Annotated in this window: 11 protein-coding genes; 7 read left to right on the forward strand and 4 right to left on the reverse strand. The window is 60.0% G+C overall.

Features of this window, described 5'->3' with window-relative positions; all coding sequences use genetic code 11:
- The first annotated feature begins 29 nt into the window (after positions 1-29).
- Positions 30-2771: a DNA polymerase I gene (polA, locus tag JQR90_RS01060; RefSeq protein WP_434140298.1), complete on the forward strand. Its 2742-nt coding sequence runs from the start codon at positions 30-32 to the stop codon at positions 2769-2771.
- Between the two features lie 425 nt (positions 2772-3196).
- Here polA and yihA read toward each other — a convergent pair whose 3' ends face one another.
- Complete coding sequence (gene yihA, locus JQR90_RS01065) at positions 3197-3841, reverse strand: ribosome biogenesis GTP-binding protein YihA/YsxC (protein ID WP_074821308.1); 645 nt, start codon at positions 3839-3841, stop codon at positions 3197-3199.
- A 149-nt stretch (positions 3842-3990) separates the two neighbouring features.
- Between yihA and JQR90_RS01070 the strand changes: the two genes are divergently transcribed.
- The 4 genes from JQR90_RS01070 to JQR90_RS01085 all read left to right on the forward strand — a co-directional run bounded on the left by JQR90_RS01070 (position 3991) and on the right by JQR90_RS01085 (position 8612).
- Complete coding sequence (locus JQR90_RS01070; RefSeq protein ID WP_312798895.1) at positions 3991-4596, forward strand: c-type cytochrome; 606 nt, start codon at positions 3991-3993, stop codon at positions 4594-4596.
- Positions 4597-4812: 216 nt separating this feature from the next.
- Positions 4813-5442: a thiol:disulfide interchange protein DsbA/DsbL gene (locus tag JQR90_RS01075; protein ID WP_150348274.1), complete on the forward strand. Its 630-nt coding sequence runs from the start codon at positions 4813-4815 to the stop codon at positions 5440-5442.
- A gap of 256 nt (positions 5443-5698) precedes the next feature.
- A complete protein-coding gene (locus JQR90_RS01080; RefSeq protein WP_010796555.1) occupies positions 5699-7789 on the forward strand; it encodes a GGDEF domain-containing protein in 2091 nt (696 codons plus the stop codon).
- Positions 7790-7832: 43 nt separating this feature from the next.
- Positions 7833-8612, forward strand: coding sequence for an N-acetylmuramoyl-L-alanine amidase (locus JQR90_RS01085; protein ID WP_434140300.1), 780 nt, complete (start codon positions 7833-7835; stop codon positions 8610-8612).
- Here JQR90_RS01085 and JQR90_RS01090 read toward each other — a convergent pair.
- Positions 8609-9037: a MarR family winged helix-turn-helix transcriptional regulator gene (locus tag JQR90_RS01090; RefSeq protein ID WP_286787239.1), complete on the reverse strand. Its 429-nt coding sequence runs from the start codon at positions 9035-9037 to the stop codon at positions 8609-8611. The two genes, JQR90_RS01085 and JQR90_RS01090, sit on opposite strands and share 4 nt — an antisense overlap.
- Before the next feature lie 55 nt (positions 9038-9092).
- Between JQR90_RS01090 and JQR90_RS01095 the strand changes: the two genes are divergently transcribed.
- Both JQR90_RS01095 and JQR90_RS01100 read left to right on the forward strand, forming a co-directional pair.
- The gene (locus JQR90_RS01095; RefSeq protein ID WP_037029906.1) at positions 9093-9890 is read left to right on the forward strand and encodes a siderophore-interacting protein; all 798 of its coding nucleotides are present in this window, start codon (positions 9093-9095) and stop codon (positions 9888-9890) included.
- Positions 9887-11260 carry an MFS transporter gene (locus JQR90_RS01100; protein WP_434140301.1) on the forward strand — a complete coding sequence of 458 codons (1374 nt, stop codon included), beginning with the start codon at positions 9887-9889 and terminating at the stop codon, positions 11258-11260. The genes JQR90_RS01095 and JQR90_RS01100 overlap by 4 nt, the downstream gene beginning before the upstream one ends.
- A 30-nt stretch (positions 11261-11290) precedes the next feature.
- On the opposite strand, the gene JQR90_RS01105 is transcribed toward JQR90_RS01100, so the two are convergent.
- Both JQR90_RS01105 and algB read right to left on the reverse strand, forming a co-directional pair.
- Positions 11291-13081, reverse strand: a complete 1791-nt coding sequence (locus JQR90_RS01105) for an ATP-binding protein (protein ID WP_010796560.1) — start codon at positions 13079-13081, stop codon at positions 11291-11293.
- Positions 13078-14421 carry a sigma-54-dependent response regulator transcription factor AlgB gene (algB, locus tag JQR90_RS01110; protein WP_434156943.1) on the reverse strand — a complete coding sequence of 448 codons (1344 nt, stop codon included), beginning with the start codon at positions 14419-14421 and terminating at the stop codon, positions 13078-13080. The genes JQR90_RS01105 and algB overlap by 4 nt, the downstream gene beginning before the upstream one ends.
- Positions 14422-14468 lie beyond the last annotated feature (47 nt).

Genomic DNA, 14468 nt, shown 5'->3' on the forward strand with positions numbered 1-14468 from the left:
TAGGCCTCGCGAAAAGGTTGATCTCGCTCATGAGCCAAGCGCCTCTCGTCCTGGTGGACGGTTCCTCCTATCTCTACCGTGCCTTCCATGCCCTGCCGCCGTTGATGACATCGACCGGCCGGCCGACCGGCGCCGTGAAAGGCGTCCTCAACATGCTGCTGTCCCTGCGCAGACAATACCCGGACAGCCCCTTTGCCGTAGTCTTCGATGCCAAGGGCCCAACGTTCCGCGATGAACTCTTCGCCGACTACAAGGCCCATCGCCCGGCCATGCCCGATGACCTGCGCAGTCAGGTCGAGCCGCTGCACGCCTGCATTCGCGCCCTGGGCCTGCCGCTGCTCAATGTGGAAGGCGTCGAGGCGGACGATGTGATCGGCACTCTGGCCCGCAGCTGCGCAGCTGCTTCTCGTCCGGTGGTGATTTCCACAGGCGACAAGGACATGGCCCAGCTGGTCTGCGAACATGTCACGCTGGTCAACACCATGAGCGGCAGCGTGCTGGACGTCGATGGTGTGAAAGAGAAGTTTGGTGTGGGGCCTGAGCACATTATCGACTTCCTGGCACTCATGGGCGACAAGATCGACAACATTCCCGGCGTACCGGGCATTGGCGAGAAGACGGCCTGTGGCCTGCTCAACGGGATTGGCGGCGGCTTGGACGCGCTGTATGCCAATTTGGACAAGGTGGCTACGCTACCGATCCGCGGCGCCAAGTCGCTGGCGGCCAAGCTCGAGCAGCACCGCGATCAGGCGTATCTTTCGTATCAGCTGGCAACTATCAAGATCGATGTTCCGCTCGACGTAAAATTCGATGAGCTGATGCCGGAGGAACCTCACCGCGAAGCGCTGATCGCCCTGTACAAGGAAATGGAATTCAAATCCTGGCTGGACGACCTGCTGCGGGAGGCCAAGGACAGCGGCGAACCGCTGCCACTGGGTGAAAGCGAGCAGGCGACACTGGAGCTCGATTACCAAACGGTCCTGACCCAGGACGAATTCGACGCCTGGCTGGAAAAGCTGAAGGCGGCCGACCTGTTTGCCCTGGACACCGAAACCAACAGCCTGGACGCTCATCAGGCGGATCTGGCCGGTATCTCGTTCGCGGTAACAGCAGGCGAGGCGGCCTATGTGCCGGTTGCGCACAATTACATGGGGGCGCCCGCCCAGCTTGACCGTGACGCCGTACTGGCTGCGCTCAAGCCATTGCTGGAAGACGAGACCAAGCTCAAGATCATGCAGCACGGCAAGTACGACAAGAACGTCTTTGCCCGCTATGGCATCACCCTGCGCGGCATTGCCTTCGACACCATGCTCGAATCCTACGTGCTGGACGCCACCGCCACCCGTCATGACATGGACAGCCTGGCGCTCAAATATCTTGGCCATAGCACCATCCGCTTCGAGGACATTGCCGGCAAGGGCGCCAAGCAGCTGACCTTCGACCAGATTGCCCTGGAGCAGGCCGGCCCTTACGCCGCCGAAGATGCTGACGTTACCCTGCGCCTGCATCAGGCCCTCTGGCCCAAGCTGGAGGCCGTTCCGGCGCTGGCCAGCGTGCTGAAAGACATCGAGATGCCACTGGTGCCGGTACTGGCGCGTATCGAGCAGAACGGGGCCTATGTGGACCGCGATCTGCTTGGCGTGCAGAGCCGCGAGCTGGGTGAAAAGATGATCGCGTTGGAGAAAGAGGCCTACGAATTGGCCGGCCAGGAGTTCAACCTGGGCTCGCCCAAGCAGCTCGGCGAGATCCTGTTTGTGAAGCTAGGCCTGCCGGTGGTATCCAAGACCGCGTCCGGCCAGCCGTCCACGGCTGAAGCGGTGCTTCAGGAGTTGGCTGATCAGGACTACCCACTGCCCAAGGTCATCATGCAGCACCGCTCGATGAGCAAGCTCAAGAGCACCTATACCGACAAGCTGCCCCAGCAGATCAACCCGCACACCGGGCGTATCCACACCTCTTATCATCAGGCGGTGACGGCGACGGGACGGCTGTCTTCGTCTGACCCGAACCTGCAGAATATCCCGATCCGCACCGCCGAGGGCCGCCGCATCCGTCAGGCCTTTATCGCGCCCAAGGGATACAAGCTGATGGCGGCGGACTATTCGCAGATTGAGCTGCGCATCATGGCGCATCTGGCCCAGGACGAAGGCCTTTTGCATGCATTCCAGAACGACCTGGACGTACACCGTGCCACGGCTGCCGAAGTCATGGGCGTAAGCCTGGACGAGGTAACCAACGAGCAGCGTCGCCGCGCCAAGGCCATCAACTTTGGCTTGATCTACGGCATGAGTTCGTTTGGCCTGGCCAAGCAGATCGGTGTGGATCGTAAGGAGGCCCAGGCCTATATCGACCGATACTTCCTGCGTTACCCCGGCGTGCTGGCCTACATGGAGCGCACCCGCGCCCAGGTCGTGGATCAGGGCTATGTGGAAACGCTGTTTGGCCGCCGTCTGTACCTGCCGGATATTCACTCCAAGAACCAGAACATCCGTCGTGGTGCCGAACGTGCGGCGATCAACGCGCCCATGCAGGGCACGGCGGCCGACATCATGAAGCGCGCCATGGTGCGTGTGGATGATTGGCTACAGCGTTCGGGTATTGATGCCCGCGTCATTTTGCAGGTACACGACGAACTGGTACTGGAAGTACGGGAAGATCTCGTCGAGACCGTACGTGAAGAACTCTGCCCGTTGATGAGTGGTGCGGCTGAACTGGACGTACCGCTGCTTGTGGAAGCAGGCGTTGGCTGTAATTGGGACGAGGCGCACTAAGAAGACATGCAGAAGGCTCCGCTGAGGCCTTTTGCAGCGTTTTATGGCGAAATAATGGCTAAAAGGAGCGAATTGGCCAGCATCTTGAGGTTCAGGAATGAGTCTTCGAAAAAATAACAAGCGGTTATGACATTTTTTCGATGAACGGAGAACTTTTGTGAAGCCGTTCTGTCTGATTTTGTGAATGGCTTGGAGAAGCCCTTCGATGCTCCTTTGCTGTTTAGTGTTGGCAGATTAACGGACCCCGCCCTAGCGGTCCGAACTTAAACCCCGATCTTTTCCCCTCCCCAATGAAGATCGGGGTTTTTTTTGCGTCCGGAAAAATGCGGCAGAGGTTTTTGCCTGAACAAGAGCGGTAGCGCTTCGATGGACATGTGCTGCCAGCCTATGGCGCACCCACAATTCAGTGCGCCATGCTCCTGTGCTTATTCCACGTCGCTGGCCGCTTCGTCCTCAAGCAGCCCCAGCCATTGAGCCAACACCTTGTGAGCTTCTTCGATTCCCTGACGCTTGGGAGCCGAGAACAGCTGTACGCTGGCGTTGTCGCCCCAGCCTTTCTTGATGTCGCGCTGCACCTTGAGCAGTGCATTCTTGGCTGCGCCAAAAGCCAGCTTGTCGGCCTTGGTCAACAGAACATGGATCGGCATATGGCTTGCCTTGCCCCAGTCCAGCATCAGGAGGTCAAACTCGGTCAGTGGGTGGCGTATATCCATCAGCAAGACGATACCCACAAGGCTCTCACGGCTGCCCAGATAGGCTTCCAGGTGCTGCTGCCAGTGCTGTTTGAGCGGAATCGGGACCTTGGCATAGCCATAGCCAGGCAGGTCGACCAGACGTCGCTCCTCATCCAACTGGAAAAAGTTGAGCATCTGGGTACGGCCAGGGGTTTTGGAGGTACGGGCCAGGCTGGCATGGGTCAGGGTATTGAGTGCACTGGATTTGCCCGCGTTAGAGCGGCCGGCAAAGGCGACTTCGTAGCCAATATCCGGCGGGCACTGGTCCACCCGGGTGGCGCTGATCTGGTAGGTCGCTTGTTGGCAAAGGCCGATAATAGGGTTTTTAAACGTCATAGTAGGTCTCGATGGCGCCGCAGCGCTGCGACTCCCGCTTTCGCTCAGCGGAGCCGTCTCTATAGAATGATGCAGATTCTGTACGCATAGTATGCCTGGGGTCGAGCAGGCTGGCTTGCGTCCCGTACACAGGCGTAATGGATCGACGGATGAAAACACTGATGGTGAGCCTTTTGCTCACCCTGGGAATCAGCATGACGGCCCAGGCCGCAGGCGATGTTGCCGCCGGACAAAGCAAGTCGATGGTCTGTGGCGCCTGCCATGGTCCCGATGGTAACAGCCCTATACCCAGTTTTCCCAAGATTGCCGGTCAGGGCGAGCGCTATCTGATCAAACAGCTCCACGATATCAAGAGCGGCGCCCGGCCCGTGCCTGAAATGATGGCGTTCATGCCAGGCCTGAGCGATCAGGATATAGAAGACCTGGCGGCCTATTTTGCCTCGCAGAAGCCGGTGATCGGTGCCGCTGACCCTGCGCTTGTGGCTGCTGGCGAAGCGCTTTATCGAGGCGGGCGTCTGGAAACGGGTCTGCCTGCCTGTACGGGCTGTCACGCGCCGGATGGTGTCGGCAATCGCCAGGCCGGTTTTCCATTGCTTTCAGGCCAGCACGCCGTTTATACCCTCAAGCAGTTGACCGCCTTTCGCGAAGGACAGCGTACCAATGATGGCGAAGCCATGATGATGCGCAGCATTGCCGGCAAGCTGTCTGACCAGGATATTTCAGCCTTGGCAACCTATATTGAAGGATTGCACTAGAGCTGTTTATGGTGCGTCCCATTGGGTGGACGCGTTGAGAAGTTGAATCAAGCCTGAATGTCACGTTAAAAAGCGCCGCACCGGCCGTCATTTTGGTGGTTATGACCGCTACAATGGCAGACCCCGTCGCACGCTTCGATTGAAGCATGGCTTTATCCGGCGTGGCCTGCCTGCTGCGGGCTTCGCAGTATGGCCTTTCAGCCCAGGAGTAGATTAATGCGTAACCTGATTCTTACCGCTGTATTAGCCTTTTCCGGCCTGTTTGGTACGTTTGCCAACGCCCAGGAGATTGAGGCTGGCAAACAATACACGGAAATGAGCAACCCGGTCCCAGTGGCTACACCGGGCAAGATCGAAGTGGTCGAACTGTTTTGGTATGGCTGCCCGCACTGCTATGCCTTCGAGCCGACGTTGAATGCCTGGGCCAAAAAGCTGCCTGACGATGTGAGTTTCCGTCGCGTGCCGGCCATGTTTGGTGGTGTCTGGAACGTTCATGGCCAGCTGTTCGTGACGCTGGAAGCCATGGGCGTCGAGCAGAAGGTGCATGAGGCGATTTTTGCGGCCATTCACAACGGCCAACAGAAGCTGGCCACTCCTGAGGAGATGGCGGACTTTCTGGCCAATCAGGGTGTTGATCGCGAGAAATTCCTGAGCACCTACAATTCCTTCGCTGTGAAGGGACAGGTCGAGAAGGACAAGAAACTGGCAATGGCCTACCAGATCAGCGGCGTTCCGACCATGGTCGTCAACGGTAAATACCGCTTTGACTTGGGTAGCGCAGGTGGTCCGGACCAGGCCCTGCAAGTGGCTGATTTCTTGATCCAGAAGGAACGCGCCGCCAAGTAATACCCTGCCGGGCCTGCCATTCTGGCGGGCCCTTCCAGGCGGCGCTGCTGGCTGAATCTTCCATGCTGCCCAACCAGCTGGCGCAGACCTGTCGCTATTTACAACCTGTATCACACTTCTGCTGTGTACGTTAAAGGCCGGGTTATTTCGGCCGTTACAACTGCCATGAACCTTATCGAAGCGATACAACCTGTGGCGTGTGCTAAAACATGCATAACGCTTTAGATTTACCCATGCTCTTCTCTCGGGGCCTGACATGAGCCAGGACGATCTCGAACGCTGGAAAAACAAGTACCTGGAGGTCGTCGAGCGCCAGGAGGAAGTGGAGGCGCGCTGGGAAGCGCGTCTTGACCTGGTACGCCGCGGCTTGACCCGCACCAGTATCGCAGCCGAAGGCAACGACAAGGCTGTGGATGAGTGTCTCCATGATCTGCGCAATATCCTGCGCCACGAGAACATGGACGACGAGCTCTCGCGCATGATTCCGCGTCTGGAGAAAACTGTACTCGAGTCGGAGCGTCGCCGTAGCGAGCGCGCCGAGCATGCGGCCAAGGCCTTTGCGGACCTGTCTCATATGCTGATGGCGCTACCGCTGCCTCGGGATATCCGCAAGTCGCTGAAGCGCTTTGCCAAGAAGGCGGCCAATTCAGCCGAGCAGCCAGGTGATTTCCCCAAACTGGTGATCGAGTTGAGCCGACTGCAGCGTCAGGCCCTGGAAGCTCAGGCCAATGCCCAGCCCCATAAGCCTGGTTTTCTGGAGCGGCTGCTGGGTAAGGGAAAGGAGGAGGCGCCTGTTGTTGCCAAACCCGTACCAGCCCCGCATGACGAGGCGGATGACGAAGACGACCTGGAGGACGAGCCGGCTTCGAACGCTGCCGACCTGCCAGTGGTTGCGGAGCCCGCTACGCCTGAGCAAGTCGTACTGCCCGTAGCAGAGACGCCTCAGCCCTCGCCTATCACTGTGCCGATCGAGGGAGCCAGCTCTGCGGGCGAGCAGGAACCGCTTGCCAAGCCTATTGCTCAGGCTGAGCCGATTGCTGCCATCGCACCGGATGTACCCAGCGAGACGCCAGCCAGCACACCCGTTGAGGCTGAGGCCGATAAGCTTGAGGTCGCTGAGCCTACAGAAACTGCTATTGAAACCGCTACTGTCGAAGACGAGAAGCCCGCCGAGCTAGAAGCCGCAGTAGAAGAGCCGTCTCAAGTCATGGAAAGTACTGAGGCCGAGCAGTCTAAAATGGCTACGGCTGAAGTTACGTCAGACGAGTCCCATTTTGATCTGCCACCACCGCCAGAGCCTGGATACAGCGCTATCGCTCCGCATATCGAGGCGACGCTGATTCATCTATTGGACGAGCTGCAGCTGCCGGATAGCCACAAACCGCAGGCTGAAGCCTTGCGACAGCGCATGTTCGGACGGTTGAACTGGTATGAGCTGGTGCCGTTGCTGGATGACCTGTCGGGCCTGGTGCTTTCACTCAACGACCAAGGCCATCGCGAGTTCGAGGGCTATCTCAAGCAGCTCAATCAGCGCCTGGACAGCTTCCAGAATCACCTGCAACAGGTCAACGAAGGCCATGACGAGGCTCGTGAGCAAGAGCGCTCCTTCAGCGAAGAGCTCCGTGAGCAGGTCAGCGACCTGCAGACTCATGTGCAGGAAGCCGCTGAGCCGGATAATGTGAAAAAGGCGCTGGAAAGCCGCCTGGATGGCATGCTGACTCACATGGAGCAGTATCAGCAACAGCGTGAGGCGCGCGAGCTGGAAATGGCCGAGCGGCTGAAAACGCTTTCGGAGCGTGTGGTCAGCATGGAGCAGGAGGCCAACGACTATCGCTCCCACGTCGAAGAGCAGCGCAAGAAAGCTCTGACCGATCCGCTGACCGGCCTGCCTAACCGTGCGGCCTGGACCGAGCGCCTGGATGCCGAAGTCTCGCTTTGGCAGCGTTACCATAGCAGTCTGCTGCTGGCAGTGATCGACGTGGATCACTTCAAGCGGGTCAACGATGATTTCGGCCATCTGGCGGGAGACAAGGTGCTCAAGATCATCGGTACCCAGTTGAGCAAGAAGCTACGGCGGACCGACTTTATTGCGCGCTTCGGTGGAGAGGAATTTGTCGTCCTGTTGCCTAACACGTCCATGGAGGAGGGCGAGCCCCTGATTCAGGCGTTACGTGCAGCCATTGAAGCCTGCCCATTTCATTTCAAGGGCGAGCGCGTCACCATAACCTGCTCGGCCGGCCTCACGGCGTTCCAGACAGGCGAAGGCAGCAAGCAGGCTTTCGAACGTGCGGATCAGGCGCTTTACCGCGCCAAGCGCGGAGGGCGGAACCGAATCGAGCTGGCCTGACGGCCTGCCATACCCTACAAAAGTTGTCCGAGGTTCTTGCGTCATGCGTCTGCTACTGCCCTTGTTATTGCTCTTCAGCACCTTGCTCGCCGGTTGTGCCGGCGGGCTTCGCATCAATACGGACCACACGGCCAAGGATCAGGATAGCCGTGTGCAGTACATCGTGCTGCACTACACCGCATCGGACTCGCAACGCTCCCTGGCCATGCTGACCCATGGCGGTGTAAGCGCCCACTACATGATTGACCGGGACGGCACGATCTACCGGTTGGTCGACGAAAATCGCCGTGCCTGGCACGCCGGGGAGAGCGAGTGGGAAGGGCGGACCTGGCTCAACGCGACGTCCATCGGGATCGAGATGGTAAACCTGGGCTTCCGTGACACGCCCACAGGACGTCAGTGGTATCCCTTCACGGAAGAGCAGATCAAGGCGCTTATCCCGCTACTCAAGGATATCCAGCAGCGTCACCGCCTGGGGCCGAATGCCGTGATTGGCCACAGCGACATCGCACCGTCCCGCAAGCAGGACCCGGGCCCGATGTTCCCTTGGGCGCGTCTGGCCGCTGCCGGTATCATCAACTGGCCAACCTCGGCCACGGTCGCACAGCGGCAGGCCAGCCTGGGTGGCGTTCTCCCTCCGCCTGCGTGGTTCCAGCAGCAGCTGGCCCGTGTTGGTTATGCCGTACCGCAGACCGGCCTGCTGGATAAGGCGACCCGCGATGTGATTGCGGCCTTCCAGATGAAGTACCGCCCAGGTCGATTCGACGGTGAGCCGGATCTGCAGACGGCAGCCTTGCTGCTCAGCCTGCCAACGGGCCGCTAACCTCCCTTCGGGTTCGCGTCACGAACCTTGCCGAGCAGGCGCAGCAGCTGCGCCTGCTCATCGGCTTCAAGCGGTGCAAAGACAGCCTCCAACGCCTGCCGACGGGGTGCCTGCGCGAGCGTAAGCGCATGCCGGCCGGCATCAGTCAGGTACACCAGGACCGCCCGGCGGTCATCCGGGTGGGGCTCACGGCGAACCAGTCCGTCACGTTCCAGTGCATCAATGGCATCTGTCAGGGTGCGGGGCGCGTGCTTCAAATGTTCCGCAAGCACACCGGGGCGACAGGGGCCTAGCTTATCCAGAAGGCTCATGACCTTATAACGGGCAAACGAGAGCCCCGAGGCTTGCAGCGCGCTATCCAGATGCTGACGCATGCTGCGCTTGATGTCGTGCAGGGCTTCGGCAATTTCAAAAATGGTTGACATGGTGCATCACTTATCTTGAATATAGTGAGGAACCTCAATGAATGGGTCCTCTTTAATGACTGCATCATTTCATAGCCGCACGGCAGATTCCAGTACACGTCACGTTTTTCAGCGCGTCCGCCATGAACTCAAACGTCGCTGGGCCCAGGTCGTCCGCCGTGAAAGCCTGGGTGGCGATATGCTGCGCCTGACCTTTGGCGGCCCGGATCTCGCGGATTTCAACAGCCCGGCCTTCGATGACCATATCAAACTGTTTCTCCCAGCCGATGGGGCGCCTATCCGCAGCGTTCCGCTGGATAGACTTGTGGGCCGCCATTACACGCCGCGCCGCTATGACTCTGCTACCGGTGAACTCGACATCGACTTTTACCTGCACGAAACAGGTGTAGTCACCGCGTGGGCTGCCCAGGCCCAGCCGGGCGATGAGATCGTGATTGGCGGTCCCAGAGGCTCGATGCTTCCGCCCAGCGACTTTGACTGGTATCTGCTGGCTGGTGACGAAACGGCCCTGCCGGCCATGGCACGCCGTCTTGAGGAGCTGCCCGCCGACAAGACAGCTATTGCGCTGGTAGAGGTAGCCCGACCAGGCGGCGAAATCCCCTTGCCGAGTCAGGCGGCCGTGACGCTGATCTGGGTCTACCGCGAGACGACGAGTGATTCGCTGGCGGACTCGCTGGCGCGATTGCAACTGCCCGCAGGTGAAGGCTACGCCTGGATCGCCAGTGAAGCCGGTGCTGCCCGCGCCGCTCGGCAGGTGATGATCGAACAGCACGGACTGCCTCGCGAATGGGTCAAGGCAGCCGGCTACTGGAAACGCGGCGAAAGCGATCAGCACGTGAAGCTTGAAGATTGAACACAACCACCTCTTCCTCAGCTCCTGCGGGCAGTGATGGCCTGCCAACGCCCCGGCGCTATCAGGCCATTGCGGCGCTGCTGGCGGCCATCAGCATGACAGTTCTGGATTCGGGCATTGCCAATCTGGCGCTGCCTACCATTGCCCAGGCACTTGATGTTTCCGCCGCGCAGTCAGTCTGGATCGTCAGTGCCTATCAGCTGGCGCTGGTGGCCCTGCTGCTGCCCTTGGCAGCGTTGTCTGAGCGCATCAGTCTGCGCCGTGTATTCGGCGCCGGGGTCTGTCTGTTCAGCCTGGCGTCGCTCGGGTGTGCCCTGGCGCCGGATCTCTTCTGGCTGGTGCTGGCGCGAGCACTTCAGGGCATTGGGGCTGCTGCCATCATGTGTGTCAGCGCTGGCATCGTAAAGCTGACCTATCCCAGGCATCTGCTGGGACGGGGCATCGGTATCAATGCACTTTGCGTTGCCCTGGGATCAGCCCTGGCACCCAGCCTGGGCGCCGGCATCCTGGCCTTGGGTGGATGGCCCTGGCTGTTTGCAATCAACCTGCCCATAGGACTGGCTGTCCTGATGCTGCTCAAGGCCTTGCCGGATAACCCACGGGCGCAGCGCCGTATCGATCCACTCAGCGCACTGCTCAATGTCGGCTTGTTCTGCGGTGCCATCGGTGGGCTTGAGCGACTGGCAGTAGAGCCCCTGCAAGGTGCTGCGCTATTGCTCTTGGCGGTCGGCTGCCTGTGGGGGTTGTTACGTCGTGAACGGGGTCAGACGGCGCCGCTGCTGCCGGTGGATCTGCTTGAACACTCAGCGTTCCGCCATGCGATCATGGCATCTATCTGCTCGTTCGCTGCACAAATGCTGTGCTTTCTGGCTATTCCGTTTTACCTGCAGCATCAACTGGGGCTCACACCGGTACACGTAGCCTTGCTGATGCTGTCCTGGCCGCTGACGGTGGCCGTGGCCGCTCAGGTCGCCGGGCGTCTGGCGGATCGTTACCGCCCCCAGACACTGTGCATGCTGGGTGGATTGGGTATCGCCCTGGGATTGGGAATTACCGCGGTCTGGCCGCTGGCACAAGGGCAAGGCCCACTGGTGGCTTTCATGATCATCGGCGGGCTGGGCTTCGGCTTTTTTCAGGTGCCCAACAACCGGGTCATGCTGACGTCCACGCCGTCTTCCCGGACCGGAGCGACAGGAGGCATGCAGGCGACTGCACGGCAAACCGGCATGGCCCTGGGCGCCGCCGCGCTGGCCATCTTGCTGCATCTGTGGCCGGAGGGAGCGCCTCGTCTGGGATTGGCCCTGGCTTCGGCATTGGGTCTGCTGGCGGCCTGGATCAACTGGCACGTGCCTAAGGAAGACAAGGCATGAAAAAAGCCGCCCGGTGGGCGGCTTTTGCGTTCAGGTCGGCAGGGTCATGAAGAATTGCGTACCCTGGCCCGGTCGCGAGACGACGCCAATACGCCCGCCATGGAGCTGAATGATCTCCTTGCAGAGCGCAAGGCCAAGACCGGCACCGCCTTTCTTGGAACCAATCTGCACAAACGGCTCGAATACCCGGCCTTGTTGGGCATAGGCGATCCCTTCACCGTTGTCCTGTACAGCCATGAGCAGGCGATCGTTCTGACGCATGGCCTGAAGCGAAACGCGGCCGCCCGCAGGGGTATGGCGAAGGGCATTGCTGATGAGGTTGTCCAGCACCCGGCCCATTTGTGCCGGGTCCAGCGTGACGCGGGGAAGCGGGGTGTGCAGCAATTCCACCACCAGCTCGACCGACTTGTCCCGAGCGGCATCGGCATGCCTTGCGCGGGCCTGATCGAGCAGCTCGCTGACTTCACTCGGGACCTTCTCGGGACGTTGCAGGCCGCTCTGGTAGCGTGAGAAGTCCAGCAGGTCGTTGATCAGGCGGACCAGGCGATGGGTTTCTTCATCCACTGTCTGCAGCAGGTAAGCCTCGCGCGAGTCTTCGGGAAACTTCAGGCGCTCCTGCAACAGGGCAAAGGCCATGTGCATGCCGGTTACCGGCGTCCGTAGCTCATGGGAGGCTCGCAGGACGAACTCGTTGCGGACCCGGTCGAAGGCACGCTGCTCGGTCACATCACGCAGGACCATCAAGGCACCAACACTGCGGCCGTCGGCATGGTTGACCGGCGTGACTGTCCAGGCAAGTAGGCGTGTCTCACCCGCAATATCGATCTGCAGATCTTCCGGGACGGCTTCCAGCGTCTTGCCGGACAGGACACGCTGGACGGCTTCGTCAATATCCGGGCGTTGCAGGGCCGCGCCCAGGAGCTGACCCTGACGCTCGTCATCCCAGCCTAGCTGACGGTTCGCCACCGGGTTGGCATGTTCGATATGCCCAAGGTAGTCCAGGATGATCAGGCCGTAATCGATACTGTCCAGCACCGCTTGCAGACGACGTTGCCCGGCCACCAGGGCCTCGATGTTGGTCTGGCTCAGCTGGCGCAGGGACTCCGCCATGGAACCGAAGCGGCGACTCAGCAAGGCCAGCTCGGTTACCTTGGAGGTCGGCAGGGTAATGTCGAAATGCCCTTGGCTGATCTGGTCGGCTGCCTTGGCCAGCGAGTCGATGGGACCGCCAAAGCGACGTGCAATGGTGTTGGCCGTTGCAAATCCAATCCCCAGGATAGCCAGCCCGACGAGCCCCAGCAGGACGGCAATCAGCGTGGCCCGGTTATGGGCGTGTTGCTGGGTACTGTCCATGTCGCTGATAAAGCTGGTCTGCAGGTCATACACCTGATTGCGCAGGCTGTTGACCAGGTCCAGAAAAACCTTGTTTTCCCTGAGCGCAGAGTATCCATCCGGTGGATTGCCCAGCATCTTGTAGTACTGGTTGTACTTGCTCTCGAGCTGACTCAGCTGCTGGATATCGTCCGGATGGCTGACCAGGCTCTGGGTCGTGGCCAGGTAGTTGCGAAACTCCTGATCATGATTGCGAAGCTGATTAGCGTCCGGCGCCCCATCCATGAGCGAGTACAGCTCGTTGCTCAGCTCCTGCCGCATGCCCAGTGAGGCGTTGATGAACAGCAGCGTGTGCTTGTTGTAACTCTCCTGGCTATTGGAGAACTGCAGGACACTGACCAACCCGATAATGAGTCCGAGCAGCGCAACGGTAATGAGCGCGGAAATGCTCAGGAACAGGCGTGTCCTAAGTTTTATCGGAAGCTTCATAGCCCGTACTGCTTGCGTTTACGGTAGAGCGTCGACGAGTCGATGCCGAGAATTTTGGCGGCCTGATCCAACGTCTCGCTTGTCGCCATGACCGCCGCAATATGCGCCTTCTCGAGCGCTTCCAGGCTCATGGTCTCACCCACACGCGGAGCGCTACTGGCGGAGCTGGGCTGTTCGGTCAGGCCAAGGTTGGTAACGTCCACCAGATCCTTGCTGCAGATAATGCTGGCGCGCTCGATTACGTTGCGCAGCTCGCGGACGTTGCCGGGCCAGTCATACTTGCGCAGCGCTTCCTTGGCTTCCTCACTGAATCCATGGGCCGGACGGCCATAGTCCTTGACGAAGCGCGCCAGGAAACGCTCGGCCAGATCAATGATGTCTTCCTTACGCTCGCGAAGCGGCGGCAGGGTCAGCACGATGACGTTCAGGCGGTAGAGCAGGTCTTCGCGGAACTCACCTTCGGCCACCATCTGCTCGAGGTTGCGGTTAGTCGCGGCAAGAATGCGTACATCCGCACGGCGCGTGACCGGATCGCCCACCCGCTCATATTCCTTATCCTGGATGAAGCGCAGCAGCTTGGGTTGCAGGGCAAGCGGGAAATCACCGATTTCGTCGAGAAACAGAGTACCGCCATCGGCTTGGCTGACGCGACCCAGGGTGCTTTCACTGGCTCCGGTAAACGCGCCGCGGGTGTGGCCAAACAACTCGCTTTCCATCAGGTCGGCGGACAGGGACGGGCAATTGATGGTGACAAAGGTTTTCTTGGCGCGGCGGCTCCAGGCATGGATGGAGCGGGCCAGCTCACCCTTGCCGGAACCGGATTCGCCCAGAATAAGAATATTGGCGTCGGTCGTAGCGACCTGTCGGGCCGTTTCCAGTATCGACATCATGGCCGGACTACGAGATTCCAGACCCAGGCTGGACTTGCGTACTTCACCTTCGAGCGCTTCAAGGCGAGCGGACAGCTGGCGAAACTCCAGCTGCTTGGCCGCGGCCATGCGCAGCTGATCAGGGCTGCAAGGTTTAACCAGGTAATCGGCAGCACCAGCCTGCATGGCATCGACCGCTGTATCCACCGCCGAATGGGCGGTAACGATGACTACCCGCATCCAGGGTGCCTGGATACGCATCTGTTGCAATACATCCAGACCGTTGTCCTCGCCCAGGCGTAGGTCGAGAAAACAAAGGTCGTATACCTGCCGCAGCAGCAGGGCTTCGGCCTGAGCGGCCGAGTTGGCCGTAGCGACACTATAACCAGCATCTTCAAGGCAGAAACGGAAAGTACGCAGGATCGCTGCCTCGACATCGACGAGAAGAATCCTTCCGCTCGGTTGATCCATGGAATGTTCTCCGTAGGTACATCCCGCACCTATATAAACAGAAGGGG

The organism is Pseudomonas sp. JZ114, from assembly GCF_051027705.1.
GTDB classification, from domain to species: Bacteria; Pseudomonadota; Gammaproteobacteria; order Pseudomonadales; family Pseudomonadaceae; genus Chryseomonas; species Chryseomonas luteola.

Excerpts from the sequence above, each read along its gene's own strand:
- JQR90_RS01070 (WP_312798895.1), top strand. The coding sequence starts at position 3,991 with ATGAAAACACTGATGGTGAGCCTTTTGCTCACCCTGGGAATCAGCATG.
- JQR90_RS01090 (WP_286787239.1), bottom strand. The coding sequence starts at position 9,037 with ATGTCAACCATTTTTGAAATTGCCGAAGCCCTGCACGACATCAAGCGC.
- JQR90_RS01075 (WP_150348274.1), top strand. The coding sequence starts at position 4,813 with ATGCGTAACCTGATTCTTACCGCTGTATTAGCCTTTTCCGGCCTGTTT.
- algB (WP_434156943.1), bottom strand. The coding sequence starts at position 14,421 with ATGGATCAACCGAGCGGAAGGATTCTTCTCGTCGATGTCGAGGCAGCG.
- JQR90_RS01095 (WP_037029906.1), top strand. The coding sequence starts at position 9,093 with ATGACTGCATCATTTCATAGCCGCACGGCAGATTCCAGTACACGTCAC.
- JQR90_RS01105 (WP_010796560.1), bottom strand. The coding sequence starts at position 13,081 with ATGAAGCTTCCGATAAAACTTAGGACACGCCTGTTCCTGAGCATTTCC.
- JQR90_RS01085 (WP_434140300.1), top strand. The coding sequence starts at position 7,833 with ATGCGTCTGCTACTGCCCTTGTTATTGCTCTTCAGCACCTTGCTCGCC.
- yihA (WP_074821308.1), bottom strand. The coding sequence starts at position 3,841 with ATGACGTTTAAAAACCCTATTATCGGCCTTTGCCAACAAGCGACCTAC.
- JQR90_RS01080 (WP_010796555.1), top strand. The coding sequence starts at position 5,699 with ATGAGCCAGGACGATCTCGAACGCTGGAAAAACAAGTACCTGGAGGTC.
- polA (WP_434140298.1), top strand. The coding sequence starts at position 30 with ATGAGCCAAGCGCCTCTCGTCCTGGTGGACGGTTCCTCCTATCTCTAC.